The sequence below is a fragment of the Epibacterium sp. MM17-32 genome (genome assembly GCF_022348205.1).
Lineage (GTDB): Bacteria > Pseudomonadota > Alphaproteobacteria > Rhodobacterales > Rhodobacteraceae > Epibacterium.
The window spans coordinates 47,336-68,065 of record NZ_JAKRFC010000018.1; the positions used below are offsets into that span (position 1 = coordinate 47,336).

The 20,730-nt window shown below is 58.9% G+C and carries 19 protein-coding genes and 1 pseudogene; 13 read left to right on the top strand and 7 right to left on the bottom strand.

From position 1 onward, the window contains the following. Window positions 1–21 precede the first annotated feature (21 nt). The 9 genes from MHM88_RS20645 to MHM88_RS20680 all read left to right on the top strand — a co-directional run bounded on the left by MHM88_RS20645 (window position 22) and on the right by MHM88_RS20680 (window position 8,475). Window positions 22–1,071, top strand: a complete 1,050-nt coding sequence (locus MHM88_RS20645; protein ID WP_239368690.1) for an ester cyclase — start codon at window positions 22–24, stop codon at window positions 1,069–1,071. Next, on the top strand, window positions 1,071–1,835 hold the full coding sequence (locus tag MHM88_RS20650; protein WP_239368692.1) for an SDR family NAD(P)-dependent oxidoreductase: 765 nt from the start codon (window positions 1,071–1,073) through the stop codon (window positions 1,833–1,835). The genes MHM88_RS20645 and MHM88_RS20650 overlap by 1 nt, the downstream gene beginning before the upstream one ends. Continuing rightward, entirely contained in the window at window positions 1,835–2,869 is a 1,035-nt protein-coding gene (locus MHM88_RS20655; protein WP_239368694.1) for a LacI family DNA-binding transcriptional regulator, read from the top strand. The genes MHM88_RS20650 and MHM88_RS20655 overlap by 1 nt, the downstream gene beginning before the upstream one ends. A 5-nt stretch (window positions 2,870–2,874) precedes the next feature. After that, window positions 2,875–3,864, top strand: coding sequence for a nuclear transport factor 2 family protein (locus MHM88_RS20660; RefSeq protein ID WP_239368696.1), 990 nt, complete (start codon window positions 2,875–2,877; stop codon window positions 3,862–3,864). Between the two features lie 2 nt (window positions 3,865–3,866). Then, window positions 3,867–3,989 (top strand): hypothetical protein, encoded by a 123-nt coding sequence (locus MHM88_RS23160; RefSeq protein ID WP_255734807.1) that lies wholly within the window; start codon window positions 3,867–3,869, stop codon window positions 3,987–3,989. 33 nt (window positions 3,990–4,022) lie between these two features. Further along, window positions 4,023–4,988 carry a cupin domain-containing protein gene (locus tag MHM88_RS20665; protein WP_239368698.1) on the top strand — a complete coding sequence of 322 codons (966 nt, stop codon included), beginning with the start codon at window positions 4,023–4,025 and terminating at the stop codon, window positions 4,986–4,988. Window positions 4,989–5,050: 62 nt separating this feature from the next. Next, the gene (locus MHM88_RS20670) at window positions 5,051–5,746 is read left to right on the top strand and encodes an alpha/beta fold hydrolase (protein WP_239368700.1); all 696 of its coding nucleotides are present in this window, start codon (window positions 5,051–5,053) and stop codon (window positions 5,744–5,746) included. Next, window positions 5,743–6,438 (top strand): RraA family protein, encoded by a 696-nt coding sequence (locus tag MHM88_RS20675; RefSeq protein WP_239368702.1) that lies wholly within the window; start codon window positions 5,743–5,745, stop codon window positions 6,436–6,438. Before MHM88_RS20670 ends, MHM88_RS20675 begins: the two co-directional genes overlap by 4 nt. Before the next feature lie 246 nt (window positions 6,439–6,684). Further along, entirely contained in the window at window positions 6,685–8,475 is a 1,791-nt protein-coding gene (locus MHM88_RS20680; protein WP_239368704.1) for a diguanylate cyclase, read from the top strand. A 324-nt stretch (window positions 8,476–8,799) separates the two neighbouring features. Here MHM88_RS20680 and MHM88_RS20685 read toward each other — a convergent pair whose 3' ends face one another. The 6 genes from MHM88_RS20685 to MHM88_RS20710 form a co-directional block, all read right to left on the bottom strand. After that, window positions 8,800–9,948, bottom strand: a complete 1,149-nt coding sequence (locus MHM88_RS20685; RefSeq protein ID WP_239368706.1) for a CsgG/HfaB family protein — start codon at window positions 9,946–9,948, stop codon at window positions 8,800–8,802. Between the two features lie 43 nt (window positions 9,949–9,991). Beyond that, a complete protein-coding gene (locus MHM88_RS20690; protein WP_239323880.1) occupies window positions 9,992–10,411 on the bottom strand; it encodes a curli assembly protein CsgF in 420 nt (139 codons plus the stop codon). 31 nt (window positions 10,412–10,442) lie between these two features. Beyond that, complete coding sequence (locus MHM88_RS20695; protein ID WP_239368708.1) at window positions 10,443–11,012, bottom strand: hypothetical protein; 570 nt, start codon at window positions 11,010–11,012, stop codon at window positions 10,443–10,445. Window positions 11,013–11,021: 9 nt separating this feature from the next. Then, a complete protein-coding gene (gene csgH, locus MHM88_RS20700; protein ID WP_239323878.1) occupies window positions 11,022–11,318 on the bottom strand; it encodes a curli-like amyloid fiber formation chaperone CsgH in 297 nt (98 codons plus the stop codon). Between the two features lie 173 nt (window positions 11,319–11,491). Beyond that, on the bottom strand, window positions 11,492–12,178 hold the full coding sequence (locus tag MHM88_RS20705) for a hypothetical protein (protein WP_239368710.1): 687 nt from the start codon (window positions 12,176–12,178) through the stop codon (window positions 11,492–11,494). A 102-nt stretch (window positions 12,179–12,280) separates the two neighbouring features. Beyond that, the gene (locus MHM88_RS20710) at window positions 12,281–12,955 is read right to left on the bottom strand and encodes a hypothetical protein (RefSeq protein ID WP_239368712.1); all 675 of its coding nucleotides are present in this window, start codon (window positions 12,953–12,955) and stop codon (window positions 12,281–12,283) included. Between the two features lie 1,010 nt (window positions 12,956–13,965). Between MHM88_RS20710 and MHM88_RS20715 the strand changes: the two genes are divergently transcribed. From MHM88_RS20715 to MHM88_RS20730, 4 genes and pseudogenes are all read left to right on the top strand, one after another. Next, window positions 13,966–15,267 carry a DUF4123 domain-containing protein gene (locus MHM88_RS20715; protein WP_239368714.1) on the top strand — a complete coding sequence of 434 codons (1,302 nt, stop codon included), beginning with the start codon at window positions 13,966–13,968 and terminating at the stop codon, window positions 15,265–15,267. After that, window positions 15,264–17,990 carry a toxin VasX gene (locus MHM88_RS20720; RefSeq protein ID WP_239368716.1) on the top strand — a complete coding sequence of 909 codons (2,727 nt, stop codon included), beginning with the start codon at window positions 15,264–15,266 and terminating at the stop codon, window positions 17,988–17,990. Before MHM88_RS20715 ends, MHM88_RS20720 begins: the two co-directional genes overlap by 4 nt. Then, window positions 17,984–18,970, top strand: a complete 987-nt coding sequence (locus MHM88_RS20725; RefSeq protein ID WP_239368718.1) for a hypothetical protein — start codon at window positions 17,984–17,986, stop codon at window positions 18,968–18,970. Before MHM88_RS20720 ends, MHM88_RS20725 begins: the two co-directional genes overlap by 7 nt. Window positions 18,971–19,046: 76 nt before the next feature. Then, window positions 19,047–19,424, top strand: a pseudogene (locus MHM88_RS20730) (transposase); the annotation flags it as partial. A 351-nt stretch (window positions 19,425–19,775) separates the two neighbouring features. Here MHM88_RS20730 and MHM88_RS20735 read toward each other — a convergent pair. Next, on the bottom strand, window positions 19,776–20,666 hold the full coding sequence (locus tag MHM88_RS20735; RefSeq protein ID WP_239368720.1) for a LysR substrate-binding domain-containing protein: 891 nt from the start codon (window positions 20,664–20,666) through the stop codon (window positions 19,776–19,778). Window positions 20,667–20,730: the final 64 nt, after the last annotated feature.

Consider the following 20,730-nt stretch of genomic DNA (forward strand, 5'->3'; position numbering starts at 1 on the left):
GAGAAGATGAAGGCAAGAGCCATGGATGTTCATACGCAGAACAAGGCGCTGATCGCGCCGCTTCGGGCGGCAATGTATGATTTTGACGAGGCCGGCGTGCGGGCTGCACTTGGATCGGTCTGCGCGCAGGATGTGCTGTTTCGGTTCTGTCACCCGTTTGGCGATCTCACCGGGGTGGAGGCCCTTTATGACGCGGTTTACGCGGGCCTCTTGAAGGCCTGGCCGGATCTGGAGCGGCGCGACACCATCGTGATCGCCGGGCCGGACGAGTTCGGCAATGATTGGGTGGGCGCAGGCGGGTATTACACCGGGGTCTTTACCGCGCCCTGGCTCGACATTCCGCCCACCGGTCATCAGGTCAGCATGCGGTTTCACGAGTTTTATCGTATCGTGGATGGCAAGGTGGTGGAGGTGCAGGCGCTGTGGGACATTCCCGAGGTGATGATGCAGGCCAACGCCTGGCCGATGGCGCCCTCGCTGGGGCGGGAATGGCATGTGCCGGGGCCTGCGACGCAGGACGGGTTGGTGCCGGGGCCTTATGATGCAGAGGCCGGAGCGGCCTCCTGTCAGCACATCGTCGACATGCTCGAGCATCTGAAAAAGCACCCCGCCCAGGGTGGTCCGGAAGTGATGGAGATGGAGCGCTTCTGGCATCCGCGGATGAATTGGTACGGGCCGTCGGGGATTGGCACCGGGCGCGGCATCGCGGGGTTCCGCAACTGGCATCAGATCCCGTTTCTGAACGGCATGCCGGATCGTGGTCAGTATGTGGACGAGATCAACTATCATTTCTTTGGCGATGGCGATTATGCCGCCGTCACCGGCTGGCCAAACATGATCCAGACCGTCACCCATGACGGCTGGATGGGGATTGCGCCGGCTGGCAAGAAAATCACCATGCGCAGTCTGGACTTCTGGCGGCTGGAGAACGGCAGGATCCGGGAAAACTGGGTATTGGTCGATCTGCTGGATGCCTATGCGCAACTTGGCGTTGACGTCTTTGCCCGCCTGCGTGAGTTCAACAAGGCACGCAATCTCGCGCCGATCAATATCCCGAATGGAATGAGCTGATGACCGACCTGCCCCGCCCCCCGTCCTTTGATCTCACTGGCAAACGCGCGCTGGTGACCGGTGCCTCCTCCGGCATCGGGCAGGGCTGCGCGGTCGCGCTGGCGGGGGCCGGGGCGCATGTGGTCTGTGCCGCGCGCGGGGCGGAGCGACTGGAGGCAACGGTGGCGGCGATGCAGGCGGCCGGTTACAGCGCAGAGGCGCTGCCACTGGATCAGGGCGACCTTAGCGCGCTGGAGGCGGCGCTGAGTGATACGGCCTATGACGTGGTGGTGAATTCCGCCGGGCTGGCCCGCCATGGCCCCGCGCTGGACACCACGCCCGCGGATTATGACGCGGTGATGGGGGTCAACCTGCGCTCGGCCTATTTCCTGTCGGCCTGGGCGGCGCGGGCAATGAAGGCGGCACAAAAGCCCGGATCGATCATCCATATCTCCAGCCAGATGGGCCATGTGGGCGGCATTGACCGCGCTGTCTATTGCGCCAGCAAACACGGGCTGGAGGGCATGGTCAAAGCCATGGCGATCGAATGGGGCAAATCGAACGTGCGCATCAACACGGTCTGCCCGACCTTCATCCGCACACCACTGACGCAGGCCACCTTTGACGACCCCGACCGTGCCGCCTGGATCATGGAGAAGATCAAGCTGCCCCGCGTCGGCGAAGTGGACGACATCATGGGCGCGGTGCTCTATCTGGCCTCGGGCGCGTCGGCCATGGTCACCGGCACCTCGATGCTGATCGACGGCGGCTGGACGGCAGACTGATGAGCGAGAAAGTCACCATCCTCCAGGTTGCCGAGCGCGCGGGCGTCAGCCAATCCGCCGTGAGCCGGTTCTTCACCCCCGGTGCCTCGGTCAGCAAGAAAACTGCCGACAAGGTGCGCATGGCCGCCGAAGACCTCGGCTATCGCCCCAATGTACTGGCACGTGCCATGGCCTCGGGGCGGTCGCGCATCATCGGGCTGGTGGTCGCCTATCTGGAAAACTACTTCTACCCCGAAGCGCTGGAGAAACTCTCCACCGCCTTGCAGGCCAAGGGCTATCACGTGCTGGTCTTCATGGCCTCGCAGACGGCGGGCAATATCGATCAGGTGATGGAGGAAATCCTCGACCATCAGGTCGATGGGATCATCCTCGCCTCCGTTGCCATGTCCTCGGATATTTCCGCGCGCTGTCAGCAGCTTGGCGTGCCTGTGGTGCTGTTCAACCGCGCCCAGGACATCGACGGCATCGCCGCCGTGACCTCCGACAATCGTGCCGGCGGGCGGCGGGTGGCCGAGTTCCTGATGGCAGGCGGGCACCAGCGGATCGCCTATATCGCGGGCTGGGAGGGCGCCTCCACCCAGCGCGACCGTGAGGCCGCCTTTCGCGAGGCCCTTTCCGGGGCCGGGCGGGACCTCTTTGCCCGCGCCGTGGGCAATTTCAGCGTCGAGCAGGCCGAACAGGCCGCCCGCGACATGTTCTCCGTCCCCGCTGGCGAACGCCCCGATGCGGTCTTTGTTGCCAATGACCACATGGCCTTTGCGGTGATGGATGTGCTGCGGTTCGAGCTGGGCCTGCGCATCCCCGAGGATGTCTCCGTGGTGGGCTATGACGACGTCCCGCCGGCCGCGTGGCGCGCCTATAACCTGACCACGATCCGGCAGCGCGCCAATCTGATGGTGGCCGAGACCGTGCGCGCGATGTTTGAACAAATCGACACACCCGACACTGCCAGCCCCTGCCATGTGCAGATCGAAGCGCCGCTGATACTGCGTGGATCGGCGCGTATACCGGACGACTGGCCCACAGAAGGATAACCCCCATGCAAGGCTTTGATGCGAAATTTCGCGACTTCCCCGACTATATCATCGGCATCACCAAGGAGATCTGGGAAGATCGCGGCATCGCCACATTGCACCGCTATTACAGCGACGACATCGTCGTGCGCTCGCCTGCCTCTGTGGTGGTCGGCAATCAGAATGTGATCGGCGCCACCATGGCCACGCTGGCGGAATTCCCCGACCGCGAACTGCTGGGCGAGGATGTGATCTGGTCCGGGACGCCGGAGACGGGCATGCTGTCCTCGCACCGGATCATTTCCACCGCGACCCATGCGGGCGACGGGGTCTATGGCAAGGCCACCGGCAAGAAACTCCAGTACCGGATCCTCGCCGATTGTCATGCCATCAACAATCAGATCAACGATGAATGGCTGATCCGCGATCAGGGCGCCATCGTGCGTCAGATGGGCTGGGAGCCCAGGGACTATGCCGCCCAGCTGATCGAGAACGAGGGCGGTGCGGCCAATTGCGTACCCCCCCTGAGCCCGGCCACGGACCGCCCCGGTCCCTACACCGGTCAGGGCAACGACAATGAATGGGGCGGTCGCCACGCCGAGATCCTGACCCGGATCATGAATGCCGATATGGCCGCCATCGAGGAAACCTATGATCGCGCCGCGCATGTGGAATATCCCGGCGGCGTCACCGGCCATTCCTTTGGCGCGGTGGACCGCTTCTGGATGGGGCTGCGGGCGGCGTTTCCGAACGCAACCTTCACCATCCATCACCAGATCGGCCGCGACGATCCGCATATGCCGCCCCGCTCCGCCCTGCGCTGGAGCCTGCATGGCAAACACGAAGGCTGGGGTGCCTTTGGTGTGCCGACCGGCGCCGAGGTCTATATCCTCGGCATTTCCCACGCCGAATTTGGCGCGCTGGTGGGCGGAGACGTGAAGCTACGCCGCGAATACACGCTGTTTGACGAAACCTCGGTCTGGAAACAGATCCTGATGCAAACCGGGGCGGAGTGATCATGCCCGCCTTTGACATGAAACTGGATGCCCGCGAGGCCACAGGGCGGATGCATGCGCATCGCGCCTCGCTGCGGGCGCGTCGGCTAAACCTGCGCCCGCCCGGCGCTGGCCTCTCAAGCTGACGCATTTCTGTTTTATATCAAAGGATAAACTCCATGAGCACTCTGAATGACCGCATCGTCCGTTACGGCGAACTGCGTCCCTGCAAAACCGCCTTTATCGACGCCCACACGCCGGGGTCGGACCAGAAGGAAAACTTTACCATCATCGGTGGCGGCGTCTCGGAATCCCCGGACCAGCACGTCCACATCCGCGACACCCCCGGGTTCAACATCGGCGCAGCCGGTCAGCCGCCCAACTGCCGCAACTCGCTCCATAGCCACACCACAGCGGAGGTGTTCTTTGTCCTCAAGGGCCGCTGGCGGTTCTTCTGGGGCCGTAATGGCGATGCGGGAGAGTTCATCGCCGAAGAGGGCGATATCTTCAACATTCCCACCGGCATCTTTCGCGGCTTTGAAAACGTCGGCACCGATTACGGGATGATCATGGCGATTCTCGGCGGTGACGATGCCGGGGGCGGTGTCACATGGGCGCCGCAGGTGATCGAAGAAGCCCGCGCCCATGGGCTCGTGCTGGGCAACAACGGCGTGCTCTACGACACCAAGCAGGGCCAGGCGCTGCCGCACAACGTCCAGCCCATGCCCACCCTGACCGAAGAGCAGATGAAAGACTTCCCCGAAACCCCGGTCGAGGCCGTGGTGCCGCGCTATGTGGCGCGCTACTGGGACCTGATGGCGCTGTCGGGCAAACAACCCGCAAAGGTGATCGGCACCGATGCGCTCCTGAAGGACAAGCCCGGTTTCGAGGTCGACTTCCTGTCCCGCACCTCGCTGGACGACAGCCCGATCACGCCCGACAAACACGTGGTGCTGATGCCGATGCGCGGCCACTGGGCGCTTCGGGTGGGCGATTTCGACACCGTGCTGAACCCGGGCGATACCTGCCTGTTGAAACCGGGCGAGAGCTACAGCCTTGCGCCCTCGATGACGGGCGAGGCGAGCCTTTACCGCGTGACCGAGACCGACGATCCCGCCGGGGCCACCTGGAGCGGTGCCGCCTAAGCTGCCGCCACACACGCATGGGCAGCGCCCCAGCGCTGCCCGTCTTTCAAACGGAGGCCGCTATGACTCCCCTCGTCTTTCTTCCCGGCATGATGTGCGACGCGCGGCTGTTTGCGCCGCAGATCGCTGCCCTCTCTGCCATGCGCACCGTCTCCTGCGCGGCGCTGACCGGTCACGACACCATGGGGGCGCTGGCCGCAGAGGTTCTGCACAACGCGCCGCCGCGATTTGCCCTTGCGGGGCTGTCGATGGGCGGCATCCTTGCGATGGAAGTGCTGCGCCAGGCCCCCGACCGCGTGGCCGGGCTGGCGCTGCTGGACACCAACCCGCTGGTCGAGGTCCCCGAGGTCAAGGCCAAGCGCGCGCCGCAGATCGAGGCCGCACAGAGCGGCGGTCTGGCAGAGCTCATGACCGACATCATGATCCCCAACTACCTCGCCACGCCCGACCCCGCGCATCCGATTTCCGCGCTGTGCCTGGAGATGGCGCTGGCACTGGGGCCGGAGGTTTTTGTGCGCCAGTCGCGGGCGCTGCGCGATCGCCCGGATCAATGCGCAACGCTGCGCTCCTTTGCGGGGCCGGCGCTGATCCTCTGCGGCGCGCAGGACCGGCTCTGCCCGGTTGCGCGACACGAACTGATGCAGGAGCTGATGCCGCACGGCCACCTCGACGTGCTGCCCGACTGCGGCCACCTGCCCACCCTTGAGGCCCCCGAACAGACAACGGCGGCACTGGCCCGCTGGCTGGAGGACATATGACACCCGACTTGCTCACCCTGTTGCGGCAGGTGGATACCCCGACCGTCTGCAACGCCATCGAGGTCGCAGAGGGCAAACGCGGCTTTGACGCCTTTACGCGTGGCACCCTGCTGGCCTCCGCCCCGGAGGCCCCGGCCATGGTGGGCTATGCCCGCACCGCCAAGATCGCTGCCGTAGCACCGCCATCCGAGCCGCCCGAGGTCATCAAAGCCCGCCGCATGGCCTATTACAAATACATGGCCGAGGCCCCTGCCCCCGCCGTCACCGTGATCGAAGATCTGGACTACCCCAACGCCATCGGTGCCTACTGGGGTGAGATCAACACCACCGTGCACAAGGGCTTTGGCATTTCCGGCGCGCTCACCAATGGTGTCATGCGCGACCTTGGCGACCTGCCCGAAGGCTTTCCGGTGGTTGCAGGCTCGATCGGCCCCAGCCATGGGTTTGTGCATGTGCGCGAGATCGACACGCCCGTCGAGATCTTCGGCCTGACTGTCGCCCCCGGTGATCTGGTCCACGCCGACCGCCACGGCGCCCTGGTGATCCCGCCTGCGGTGATCCCGATGCTGGCGGAGGCCATCACCAAACTGCTGGAGACCGAGAAGCTGGTGCTGGAGCCGGCAAAGGCCCCCGGGTTCGATTTTGAGACATTCGCAGAGGCCTGGGACCGGTTTGAGCGGTCGCGCACCTGACGACCCCTGCCGGAGCCAGATCGCAGCACAGCCGCGCAGCGAAACGCGCGGGCCGCTCCCCCAGAGGCCCGGACCTCGGCCGATAGGTTGCGAAAATCACACTGCATATGGCCTGCTCATCCGATATGCTGCTCTTGGCATATCAATCGCCGGGGCAGTAAGCTAGGCCTGCCCGGGACAGGGAAATCCGCTCAGATTTCGCTGCACAATATAACCCGGGCACGTGTCAGTTTTGGACCTTTGCTGATGAAGATTAACACCATTACGAATTGGGCCTATGGACTGACGGTGGTGCTGACCGCTCTGTCCGGGGCCGCGTTCATCGCTTCGATCAACAGTTCCGCCAAAGAACGCGATGCGGTTCAAACACATCTGATCCTGAATGAGCTTGGTGAGGAACTGGCGATCGGGGCGGAACTCCGCACCGATGAGGCGCGCCTCTACGTGATGCGCGGCGACCCGAGCCACCTGGATGCCTTCACGCGTGCCGATCAGGCCGAAGCGGAGCTGGAAGCCTCCGCGCAGGAGGCCGGCTCGCTCGGAGCCACCAGCGAGGAGATAGCGTTCCTGCAACGGATCCTCGCGGATCTGGAGACGTTGGAGGCGTTGGAACAGGAGGCGGTTTCGACCTACCAGTCCGGCGATACCACTCGCGCGCGGGATCTCCTGTTTGGCGCGCAGCATTACCAGTTCCACCTCAAGCTGATTGATGATGTCACACAGTTCCGTCGCATGGTTCAGAACCGGACGGATCGCGAGCTGCAGGCCGCGCATCAGCGCAGCGACTGGTTCGAGTTCATTGCGCAGATCATGTTGGGACTGACGGCGACCGTGTTCCTTGGCGTGCTGTATTTCGTTCTGCGCCGCCGTGTGGCCGTCCCCTTGGCGCGCATGGCCGGGATCGTGAAACGCCTCGCCAGCCAGGACTACGAGGTCGAGGTGCCGCTGGATGGCCGGCGTGACGAAATCGGTGAGTTGAACAGGGCCGTGCATGTGTTCCGCAAGAACGGGCTGGAGCGCGAACAGCTCGATGCGGAGCGCCGCCGTGACATCAAGATCAAGGACCTGATCCTGAAACTGATGCACCGGGTGCAGGCCTGCCAATCCCTGGATGAACTGGGCGCTGTGATCGCGCGCTACGCACCACAGATCTTTCCCGATCTTGCGGGCGTCCTGTATGTCCGCGGCGACAGCCAGCGCATGTTGCACTGTGCGTCCTACTGGCAGACCGATCCGCCCGAGCCCGAGGATATCGATTGCGAAGAATGCTGGGCCCTGCGGCGGGGCCGTGCCCACCGCAGCAATTCAGGCGCTAAGGAGGATGTTGTGTGCAGCCACCTCGCCGATCCTTCCAGCTCCGCCCTGTGCATCCCGCTTGCCGCGCAGGGCGAAACGATCGGGCTGATGAGTTTCTCCGGCGTCCACGCCGAAACCGAGGTCACGCGGGAGGATCGCGTGTACCTGGAACTCATTGCGGAGAATGTCGCGCTTGCGGCCGTGAACCTCAACCTGCGGAACCGCCTCTCGCAGATGGTGGATCGCGATCCGCTCACCGGGCTGTTGAACCGGCGCTCTCTGGATGTGGCCCTTGGCACCTATGCCTGTACCCCGCCGCCCTTTCCAACGGCGTGTCTGATCATCGATATCGATCATTTCAAGCGTATAAATGACGGCTTCGGCCATGAGGCAGGGGATGAGGTCATCAAGTCCTTTGCCGGCCTGCTTGCCGCAGCCGTCGGCGATCGGGGGACCTGCTATCGGTTTGGCGGCGAGGAGTTCGTGGTCCTGTTGCCCGGCCAAGACGGCAGCGCCGCATTCGAGTTGGCCGAGAACATTCGCAGCCGCACGGCGGAAATGGCGCTCTCCTACCGCGGGCAATCGCTGGGCCGGATTACGATTTCGGCAGGGCTTGCGGTAGCGCCCTCCGGCGGGTCGATGGAAACGCTGCTCAGCCGGGCCGATTCCGCGCTGTTGCAAGCCAAATCAGCGGGGCGCGACCGCACGGTTCATGAAACGCTGGAGCTTGCCCTCAGCTGAGCGGCCCCACGCTCGGATGTTTGCCGGTGACTGACGCCAACTGATCGCGCGGCACTCCCCACGTCTGCAATGCGACGCAGACATTGCCTCCGCCTTGGCTGGTGGTTTCGGATATCGCCGGGCCTGCCGATTTGAGCGCGGAGCTTGGGACCAACACAGAGATGCAGCCTCCAAACCGCGCGCTACGGGCCGGGACATCCGCCCCAAAGAAAGAGCCGCAATGACAGGACAGCATTGCGGCTCAGGGGGTATTTCTATGACCAGCAGAGCGGCCCGGTCGTCCCGTCCGCCCTGCGCAGTATCACTCACTGATGGAGTTGTGGTTCAGATCTCAAGGTCTTCTTGTGATGCCGCGGGGGCCAGTCCGAAGTGACGAACGCTCGTGGCCCGAGGCTCCGTCGGAGATCTTTTCAGGATGTCTTCGGAATAGTTGCGCGGCTCAGATGCTGCCCATTTTGAGTATCTTTTGTAGTCCTCAGCGGTCTCCGGGTGCAGCGAGAGACCATACTCCTGTGGTGTCACCTCCACCTGATACCCAGCAAGCAGCTCTTCCTGGGGCGCGTCTTCCGATTTCAAAGACGCGCTTTCAACAGCCGGGGATCTCTGCACCCCTTCGCCCGATCTCTGCTTGTAGAGTTGCACGGCCTCGCTGGAGGCTGAGGGGTTTTTGAAACGCCAAACCCCCGCCTCTTTACCTTCCATGATCAGCGCAAATACGCCGAGTTCGATGGCCTCTCTAAGTGCAAATTGCGGCGGCGAATTGCGTGTATATCCAGCATCGATTTCCAAGAGGGAGTCTGTGGAGACATACCGGAAAACAGAAGCCTGAACGAGAGTGGAGTATATCTGCTTCGTGCTTGTGACACTCAAGATAACGCGCCCGGAATTGACCGCGACCAGCCGCAAATTTACCGTAACATAGTCCTCTTGGTATTGCGTATTCCCGCCAATCCCAAGATAGCGCGCACCGATACCGCCGGTCCGCAGATTGGATTCATACGAGACGACCCCGCCTTCAATCAACACGCCTGCAAACGTCATCGCCGGCAGAGGTTCAGCCGCCTCTCCCTGGAATTGCTGCCGCGTTGCCTGGATAAGCTGCCTTTCGCGCAACACGTTCGAAAGTCCGCGACGTTCAACGACATTGAACCATTTCCCGTTCCCGGCCGCAGAAAGGACATCGACCAGAATTGCGTCAGCCCCTTGGGTGACCGCGCGCGAATATTCTGCGAAATTGGGATTGGGCTTGTTCTGTCCAGTCAGATCCGGGAACTCATAAACGGCCACCGTAACCTCGCGCGAGGGCGCGGGCAGATTGCGTACAGCAGCGCTTGTCATGGTATCGGGCAGGATCTGCGCCGGTGTTTCATGCTCACCCGGCTCAAACGGGCTTGGGAGATTTTGAGCACATGCGGACAGGGAACAGCTCGCCACAATTGCCAAAATGGTTTTGCTGATAGTAGATGTTCTCATTAGTTCGCGTCGGCCCTCTCGGAGATATGCGATATATCGTGGATTAGTTTTGAACCGGGATCGGGAGGTCCAGCGTATTGGTGGAAACACCATCGTTGATGGTCACAGTGACGCGATCACCGGACGTGACCCAACTCACGATGGCTCCGTCCAGATCCATTGTACCGGTGGGGTTCTCACGTTGAACAACGGCGTCCAAAAGCTCGCCCGCAGCAATCGTGATCATGCCATTTCGAATTGCGTCGGCAAATTCATCCGCAAGAGTTGGTTCCTCGAACAAATCTCCAAAGGCATTACTGTCCAGATGCTGGTTCTGTATTTCTGCAAGCTGCAGCAAATGCCCACTGTTGAGCGGGTTGCCACCGAAAGAGGGGTTGATTGGCCGGTAAACCAGCTCGCTTCCGGATGCCGCTGACACCGAGAATAGACAAGCTGCTGTCATGACTACGAAGTGCTTAATCATTTCTTACTCCAAAGGCTGGCTGAGATGCATATCAGCGCTCAAGAACGCGTCGCCCAAGGGGGGTATCAACAACGATCAACCGTTGCGCAGTTGTACCAGACAAATCGATCGAGTCACCGCTCCGTCCGTCACCTCTGCCTCTTTGAATGTGAAGAATTGTTTTCTGTGCCCCATCAGCAACATTTATCTCTGAATTCAGGCGCAAACCGCTTTGATCTACAAGAATATTATTCTGCGACCCATTTATGTCGATTTTGGACTCGTTTAGCGCCCCCTGCTGCCGTTGCAGGGTAAAATTCCGTGTCCCGATTACCGCGACCTCTGCCGTGTTGCGCAAACCCAATTGCTCAACAATGGACAGGCTCTTTGTAACGCCAATCGTGCTTTGTGACTGCAGGTTCAGGGATTGAGGTGCAGGCTGAACAACCTCAGCAACATTCCCAAAAACCGGAGACGTGGTATGCGCAGGCTTTATCCGAAGGGTTTCGGCAACCTGCTCGACATGGATTTCTGAATTGTCAGAGAATGCCGGTGCGGTCATTGACACGCTAACGGCCAACGACAACACGGCGGCTCTGATCGTCACCCAAGTATAGCGCATTCTCTCGTCCTAGTTTTGACTAACGGTTTCTTTTGCCGTGCAGGTGGCACCAGTGAGTTGCTCAGTGACACTCAGCTCGAAGTCGACCCAACCGTTCGCCTCAAGATTAAACCGGACTTGAGACAAGACCGTGACCTCCTGAGCAGGCAATTCCTCTTCGCCCTTCTGTTCTGAAGCCCCCAGCCCTGACGCACTGATTTTGCTCGCCTTGAACTTGTACTTGGCTTTGGATCGGAGCAGGGCTTGTGCGATTGCAAAGGCGCGCACATCGTCGCCGTCCCGCTCAATAACAATCTTGCAGGCCATCTGGTTCAATCCCTGCGCCCACGTCGGAGGGCACAGCAAGATCAACGCCAAAGGGAAGAGTTTCAGAACGCGCAGCATCTGAGAGTATGAAAAGCTAGAATCACGGGGCTAAGGCTCAACGACTGGAAAGCTGTGGTGCCTCCCCCTCTGGTCAGAGAGGGAGGACAAGATGCTTAACGCATCTGTTTGGTATAGGCACTGTTGCCGCTGCCGCTCTGGATCACCTGAGCCATCTGACTGGCGTCCTGCTGCCAGACGTTTGCGGAGTTATCGTTGCCACCCTGACGGATCAGGATGTCGCACGACTGACACGCACCAGGCTGAGTGCCCGACGCAAAACCGCCCTGCCAGACGTCATAATCATTGTCGTTGCCGGACTGGAGCACCTCAAGCAGGTTGTTCGCGCCAACCTGGGTCGCGTTGCCGAAGTTGCGGTTGCCGCTCTGGACAACGTCCGACGTGTTCTGATCGCCGTGCTGATGAGAATTCACAATCCGGTTGTCATTGCCGCTCTGGCGAATGCTCATATCGTTGTTCGAACCGCCTTTTTGCCGAAGCAATTCAGCACTGTTGCGGTTGCCGGGCTGGGTCACAACCATTTTCTGCGAGTAGCCAAGCTGGGTCGCGCCGGGCCATGTCGGTGCCGGGCTCTGCTGAAGCGAACGCGAGCCAATCGCGTTGCCATCACCGCCCTGGGTCAGGGTCATTTCATTCTGATTACCGATCTGAGTAACCGGGTTCAGGGCATCACCGACAACGTTGCCATTGCCCATCTGGTTGATCCAAATATCGTTGTTATCTGCAACAGCAGCGGTTGCCAGAACGGCACACACACTGGAGATAAAGGCGATTTTCTTCATTTGGAGAGTCTCCATTTTCAATAACAGCTTAGGCTCGAAACCTAAACATTCCAATACGATTGGGTCCGGCCCCATTCAGAACCGGACCCGAGGTCAACACACTTAGTTGGCGCTCTGCATGGTGTATGCAGCGTTGCCGTGGCCACTTTGCGTAATGGTGGCCATCTGATTGGTGTCCTGCTGCCAGACATTCGCGTAGTTGTCGTTCCCGGATTGCGTCAGCGTGACGTCGCAGGAGAAGCAGCTGCCCGGACGACCATTCACACCAAAATCACCGGAGAGGATGTCGAAGTCGTTGCGGTGGCCGCTCTGCAGAACGGTCAGAATGTTGTTGTCACCCACCTGACGCGCGGAACCATTGTTCTGGTTGCCGCTTTGAATGACGCTTGCGTCGTTCTTGTCACCGTTCTGGCGCAGAAGGCTCAGCAGGTTGTCGTTGCCGCTTTGACGGACAAACATTTCATTGCGATCTCCACCATCCTGCTCGAGGCGGCGCGCAAGGTTGCGGTTGCCCGGCTGGGTGACTTCCATCGTCTGACGGTCACCTTCCTGCAGAGCGCCCTGCAGCGCGTTTGGTGCATTTGCATCCAGGCCGATGCCGTTGCTGTGCCCGCGCTGGGTGAATTGCATGGTGTTGCGCGTCCCGTCCTGCGTTGCAGGTGTGGAGGCAGAGCCCACAGCGTTCGAGTTGCCAAGCTGGTTGATGAAGATCTCATTGTTGTCAGCGAGTGCACCAGTCGCAAGCATCGCAGTGACCGCGGCAGCGAATATTCTCATATTAAGCTCCTGTTTTTACTATTAAAAAAAGGCCAACGCCTTACGCTCCCCCAGTAGATCGAAACCGATCTGCGTGAACGTCTGGAGCATTTGGTCATGGGTCATATTCAAAATCAACAATTTTAGATACTTTGGTATAGCTTTGAATATTTAGCGTAATGACGGTCAAACACCCCCTCCGGTTTCCAAAAACGAGCACTCTACCAAAGAGTGATTTCGGGCACTGATTAACCAATCGTTAACCATATGATTTCTTGAATGTTATTTAATTTTTACTCTTCTGGGTAGGTTTCATGGGCACCTCTCCCCTCAACTCAAAGCTGTCCCCCTTTGGCGCTGAATGTAGGCGCGCTGCAGTCACAGAGCGACATCAACAATTGACCGTCAGGAGGGGTATTGATCCCAAAATTGCTACAATTTGTGCGATTCCAACCCGAATCGCCTACCCCTTCGGCGATTGTCACGTTGGCGCCGGAGGTCAAGGGTAGCTGCCCTCAAGCGTCCTTCACCCGACCAGGCAGATTGCGCGAACTGTCCATTGACCGAACCCGAGCGCGAGTTTCGGGAGGCATGGAGCCGGGCTTATTCCGGCGTTGAGCCTTGGCGGGTGCAGGGGTCGCAAACGCCAAGAACCGCCTCGGATGAGACAGTTGCGGAATGTGCAGAATTTCTGATTGCAGGACAGGCAACCATCGTAACCTCCCCACCCTTCCAGCGATCAGTTGAAAAGAAAGGTGGCACTAAGATGGGAGGGGCAGGCCCCCGATACCTTTTGCAACAACTCCTGCGAATGACACCTCACAGGTAACAGCTCGAAACTCGAATGGACCGCGGAAATACGCCTTGATGAAAGCACAAGGTTAAACGAGCCGCCTTCCTCACTCCGCGGAAACAACATTCGCTCTCTCCCGAAGAGGACTGATCAGGCAGAACACCGCCGACTATGGTGGTTTGGCCGCTTGCCCGATCTCCGTATGGTTGTTAGGTGACTGCTGTTTTTGGAGTTTCGAATGGCGCATTTTCAGTCATGGATCGCAGATGTCCTGTTGGTGGGAGGAGATGACGCTCAAGAGGTCTCTTGTCGGGCTGCGATTTGGGCGAACAGTCATGACACCGCCATTCGTCGCTTGGCAGAGCATCTGGAGAAACAGGGTTACCGCATCCTATGGGTTGATGAATGCCAGCCTGCAGACCACTATCCCACCGCGTACGCGCGCCCGACCCTGAGCGTTTCAGCCGCGATACCTGTAGTGCTTTTTCCGGAGTTCGAGGAGCGAGGCTCCTCGCGGCCTGCTGAGTTCTTGACCATCAGAACGACCTCGGCCACGCCTCCGCTGGATGCACAACTTGGTAAGTGGCCGCGCAAAACGGTGCCAGACGCGTTAACAGAAGACCTGTTTGGCCAACCTGTTCCATCACAGCTTGAACACACGCACTATGGGCAGGCCGGAGACGTCCCGGCGTTAAAAACCTACGCGATTCTTGATGCGGCAAAGGCCATGGGGCTTGCTGACCTGATCGAGACGTCACAACTGCCAAATCGTTCCTTGTTCAAAGGAGACGCGGCAAAAGAATATCGCGACGCGGCGCCTTACCTGGTCGAGTTAGACATCGCCAGCGATTTCACCAGGCTGTTGTTCACGCATTTGCCTGAACAAGCCGACGATCAGAGCAGCCTGCACCTGTGGCATCGACACGTCGGGCTGTTTGTTCGCTCGCACGCGACCTTCGACACGGTATGGAGCCACTGCCGCAAGTTCACCAAACTCCAGAATGCCTCTGGGCAATGGTATTACTTCCGATTTTGGGAACCGGGAAACGCCACAGTTCTGGAGCACCACAAGACGGACAGCGCCTCACCTTTTGTTGCAGTGTGGCATGACCCTATCGTCCACAGTGTCATCATTCTACGCGAGGATGAAAACGTCTTCATACGTCCGGTTCTAGGCCGCGACAGAAAGAAGGGACCTGTTCGTTTGCGGTCCGGTGATCTTGAGGTGGCCGGAGGCATGCGGCGGGCTGACTTCATCAAAAAAGTGACCCGTGCGCTGGAAAAAGACCATCCCTCTCTACTCAGATTCACCGACAAAAACCGCATTGCAGATTTGTATCAACAGGGCCGCAGCCAAAATTACAGCGTCGAACTGGCGTCCTACAACTTCATTCGTGCGAACTTGCTCGCGCAGTCTAAAGGCATGTCTTTTTCAGACCTTGAGCGCCAAGTCGACCCGCATCTGGAGCTGTCCCCCTTAGTACGATCCAAGCAGATTTGGAACCATTTGAAAGACAATTTGAGAAGCCAAACAACATGAGCGAAGATGAATTTTCCGAAGAGAATGACACCGAAGGTGCCGTCGCCGCCTGCGACCCCAGTATTATTCCGATCTTTCCGGTCCGTTTTGCCCTGAAATCCGAAACTCTTCTTGCCATGAAGGATGCAGGCGCGCCTCTGCCGACACCCCCTGCCAGCATCGATGATCTATCCCACCATGAACTGGTCCGGATCCGCAAAGGGTGGGTGTATGTTTTTCACAACGGCAACATGCAGGTGTTCAAATTCACCACTTACGCTGATGATGAAAACTGCGGGATCTATCGCGAGGATGTCGCACAGAACATCGAACCTCCTTACACATTCACCAAGTACCAATGGAGCGATGGCGCTGCGAGCGGTGAGTGGACGCAAGAAGGCAAGCAGTACCCGTTCCTCTTCGTGCCGAAAGACACCCCAGAGGCGTGGGTCGCCTACAGTGAAACACTCTGGCCTACGCGTTTCTTCGACGAAGCCGAGAACAACGCCACCTTTCGTGCAAAAGTGATGGTCAACGTAGACCTCGCCGCGCGTTCAGGGGATTTCTGCGCCCCCATCACCGATCTCGAAGAACGAGTGCCCGCCTTCCGCAAGGGCTCACAGGCATTCCCTCAAAAGGACTACACCCTTGAGAACGCCATTCGCCATACCGGCGTGGAGATCGAGCGTTCCGGTCGGATTCTGAACTGCCAAAGCACCAAGGACACAGGCGTCCTTGTGGCTTTGCATGACCCCGTTGGGGAAACACAGGATTTGCTGGGCTTGATGACGGTGTACTCAACGACACTCAGCAACTTCCTGATAGAACACCAATACCCTCTGGTGATCGGAAAGGCCGTTGAGAATCTCAATGCGGATAATGAAATATCCACCTCCGCAATGCTTGGGCTCTTTGATGGCCCCTTATCAAAAGAATTCGAGGCTGAGTACGCACGGCTCGACAATACGGTACAGAGTCTTGAAAACACGTCCGCCGCCCTAGCCCAGTGTTGGGACAAATTGGTGGCACGTACTGGTTTTGGGACTCTAAAAGCCCTCGAAGACGCCTGCGAGACGGTATCCAAACGCTACAGCCTGCAGAACCATCCGCTTGATCATACAGAAGTCATCGGATTTTGGCTTTTTCTGGCGGCCCGCGTGATGACCGCTGCTGCCAGTTCCCGGCAGATCGTCGCAATCCTCAATGATCGCTTTGGCCTACAAGGCGCCGTCTCGCTTCAATCCGCTCCCGAGAACAAGTCATGGCTGGAAAAGCTGGTGAATGCGACCAAGGCTGTGGGCATCGCGATTTCGTCAGGAAAGCAAACTCACCGTATTTTCAAACCTGCTCTCAGTGCGTTTTTTACCGTTTACGGCACCCAGGTCGCCGCCGCTTCTGCAATGCAGAGTGGAAGCTCCGCCCGGCGATTGACCACGGTCTTTTTCCGCGAGTCCGTGCAGTTTCACACGGCTGATGATCTGCAACAGGCCTTCGTCAACATGCTGACACCTGAAGGTTACGGCGCAGCGGAAATGCCTTCGGAACTCGAACAATTGGGGGACGCCGTATCGGCCAGGACACTGCTGACGGAGACCTCGGGACAGAGTGGCCAAATTGGTGTCGTCGAATTTCACGCACAGATCGATCTGGAGTTCTCTTCCTCGTTTCACTCTTTTGCTCGCCGGGCGGAAAATTTCGACCTCGGCGTAAATGGCTTCGGTCTTGTCGCCGCCACATTAAGTGTGATGACCACTCTGAATGCGCGGTCCAGCGCCAACCGCAACCTTTCGGATATCGGCCAAATCGCAGGAGGTGCGGAATCGCAACTGACTGCCGCTTTGGCAGGCGCGTATGAAGCCACTTATGAGGTCACCAAGACAATTGTCGGGCGCGCAAACAGCGCCGCCACGCGCACAGTTCTGGCCGAAGTTTTTGGGAACAATGCAATGCTGCGCGGCGCCACGGCCTCCAACGCCACACTTGGTGGTCGCGCGATTGCAAGCAAAGCGTTGGGGTGGTCGGCGCGGGCAGCAGGGGCTATTGGCGTTGCAATGAGCGCCGCGATGGCAATCGAAGGGGTGCACCGTGGTGATGCCTATATGGCGACCGGCAATGGCCTGATGGCGGTGGGTGCGCTTATCCTGCTTTGCCCGATCGGATGGGGGCTTGGTCTGGTGGCGGTCGCCGCAATTGCCATCGGTTTCGTCGTCTCTCTGTTTTCCTATTCGGATCGTGAGATGTGGGTGAAACTGGGCTTTTGGGGAACGTCTGGTAGCTACTGGGATGAAGACCGAGATCAAGATGCATTTCAACGAATTGCAGACGCAAAGGTCTTGTCAAATGATCAATCAGCTGACTACTCGCGCATCAAGAACTTCTTCGAACAAGAAGTCACCTACTACTTGGACGTAACATCCCAACTTACCTTGGCAGACGATCTGAAGAAAGATGGTAAAATAGAAATTCGCTGTGGTACGCTACAAACCGCTGCAGATATGGCTCGCCTGTCTACCACCGCAGAGTTGCGATATCAGCAGCCTGGACCCGCGATGTGGGTTGAAACCGAAGATATTAGCGGCATCCAACTGAATTTTGTTTCTCCAGGCGTCGCCAGTGCCACAATCCCAAACGGGAATTATGATCCGAAATTTCGATCAGTGCGAATTCACGTGCGTTTGGCCCGCGTTCCACATGGTGGTGTCTTTCAGGAATCTCTGACAGTTCAAAGGAATACACTATGGTGAGCAACCGCTGGGCTGAACCTGAGCGTCCCGCCGACTATAAATCCCTCCCCGCCTATGATAGAGCAGGTTACTGGCACACACTCGCTCGTGCGGTGAAGCTTAAAAGTCCTGATATCGCGGAAATCAAGACCTTCAGAGATCAGATCTTCCGCGTGCATTTTTATGTATTGTCCGTTTTTATGACGGGCGTAATACTATGCGCATATACATACTCGTACGGCTCCCTCTCGAATGCCACGGCAGCTGCCATGGATGATTATGACTACGTTTTTAATTTTGAAGAGCGTGTGAAGGAGCAATACCAAAGAAGGGTCCTTAGAGAGCAAGCGCGCCGAACCGAGAGCGAATTTCTTTCGGATATGAAACGTGGCCACGGTAATCGTTTTCTCAAGCGCGCTCCATTTTATATCTTCTTTACTGCCTTGCCACTCTGGATTCTTCTGTTCGGCCTGCTCTGGCCCCGACCCTGCCCGGTGCGCTTTGATCGCAAGCGCGAGGTGATTTACACATGGCACACCAGCTGGTTCCGCAAAACGTTCTACGTTGCGGATGTCGCCCCGTCGTCCTTATCTGGCTTGCACGCCGATATCGCCCCCGCCGCCAAAGGACGCCCCACTATGTTCGGAACCTTCACCGGCCCGGTTTCCATTCAGATGTTTCAGGCGGATAACCCTGAAAAAGCACGGAAATTTCAGGTCGGTCCCTATCCAACCTGCCACGAGCATCATAACATCGACGTGCTTATGTTCATTCAGGCGTTCATGTCCGGTTATCTATATGATGAGGCTGGAAATCGAGCACCATGGAATGGCGATTGGCTGAACAAACTCCAGCGCGGCCCAGTCTTTTTCTTCGATTGGCTCAGGTGGCTCGGCGGCAAGACTCTGGCCCCGACCCGCTATTTCGACGAGGCTCAGACCGAGACTGCGCTGATGGCTTACCTCACCGACCCCAAAACTCGAAACCGAGGGCTAAGCTAGTCTTCGGGTCAAGACGGCGTTGTCGCGCAAATGGGAAAGAGGGATTCACTTAGCGAGTCCTGAAGGTTATCGGCACATGCCGAAGCCTGGTTCCACCCGCGACCGCTCAACAAACAGGCCAACCCACACCGCGTCGCTCAGGCAACGCGGTTCGCCCTCGGTCTGGTTCGTCTCTGACATGGTTTGGCATGCAGAGAAATCCGACAAGCCGGGACGGCCCGAGACGTTTTTGGAATGAGGAGGGTCAGGCAACGATCTGGGAGATCGTTTGCCCGACGAATGCGATCCAAACCTGCCTGACGCTCAAGGTGCTCTTCGGTCTTCTACGGTCGGGCTTGTCGAGAAGTTGATCTAGATGGCCGGACTCGATTGGTCGTTGCCAAACTTTTCGACCTTGCGTCGACGGCAGGCGCGGATTGCCGTGCAGATCCCGGATCCCGCCCCTGGCCTGCCGCCCTGCGTCGTGGTGAGCGGAGGAGTTCATCTTCCGGCAGGAGAGAGCTCCCGCCTTGCAAAGGCACGACCGAAGAATAGCATCTCGGCAAGGGAGTATATTTCAGGGTCACAGCATTGCGGCCAGCGATGCTGTCGCCTTCAATCGGTCGACCCCGCGCAGACAATTGCTGAAACTCTTCGAAGCACGTCCCGATTGCTTGATCGGTAGTGAGGCATGCGGATCAACGCATCATTGCGCGTGTGAACCGATTGCGATCCGGCGTGAACATGCGCCAGATGCCCAGTTCTATGTCTCGCCATATGTGAAACGTGGAACGATGAATGCTGTCGATACCGGGGGCGATTGGGCTCATATCTGTTTCGCGGCGTGCCGAACCCAATCGGCGAAGGCCTTAACGCCGTGCTTGTTGCGCGACAGCGGATTGAGCACAAGGCAATAGGCAAATCCGCGCAGCTCAGGGCCTGAGATTTGCCGGTAGAGCCCTGATTGAAGTCCGCTTTCAACCAGCGCACTGCTGGACAAAAGCAGCCCCAGCCCCTGATCCAGCGCGTTAAAAGCCGCGCTTTCATCGCTGAAACGGATAATGCGGTCCGACGGGAACGGTTCCCCGGCTTCCTTTTCCTTGAACCATTCTTCCCAGGTCGGGCCGCCCATATCCGGGTTGCGCCAGCGAAAGCCCAGCAGCCGGCTGTCCTGCACGCCGGTTTCCGGACGATCAGCCAGACTGACGGGAATGTAGCGATCCGAGAACAGAACCTCGGCGTCCTCGTTCACCGAGGCCTCGGGTCCATATCGGATCGCCAGGTCCAGCCGGTCAACCCGCAAGTCCAGAACGTTGTCATCGGTTTCGACCTCCACCCGGATCTCGCCGTGCTTGTCAAAAAAATCTGGCAGGCGCGGAACCAGCCAGCGTTCCGCAAAGGCATATGTGGTTGTGACCCGGACCAGCGATTGCTCGACGTCCTTGTCGAGCATGGCGAAGGCTTCGCCCAAGATATCAAACGCCGTCTGCAGCTTGGGGAACAACTCTTGCCCGGCGGGAGTGAGGGCGATCTGACGGGGGCGGCGCTCTACCACCTGGTAGCCGAGATAGGCTTCCAAATGTCTGATCTGGTGGCTGATGGCAGTGGCGGTGACGCTCAGCTCTTCCGCGGCTTCGGCAAAACTGAGCCTCCGGGCGACCGCTTCGAAGGCTCGAATTGCGTTTAACGGCGGTAGTTTACGCATGACGTCGCCCACTTGCGCAAAGAAATCTCAGCCTGGCCTGACGAATGGTCATTTGTTTTTGGGCCTCCTCTTTCTG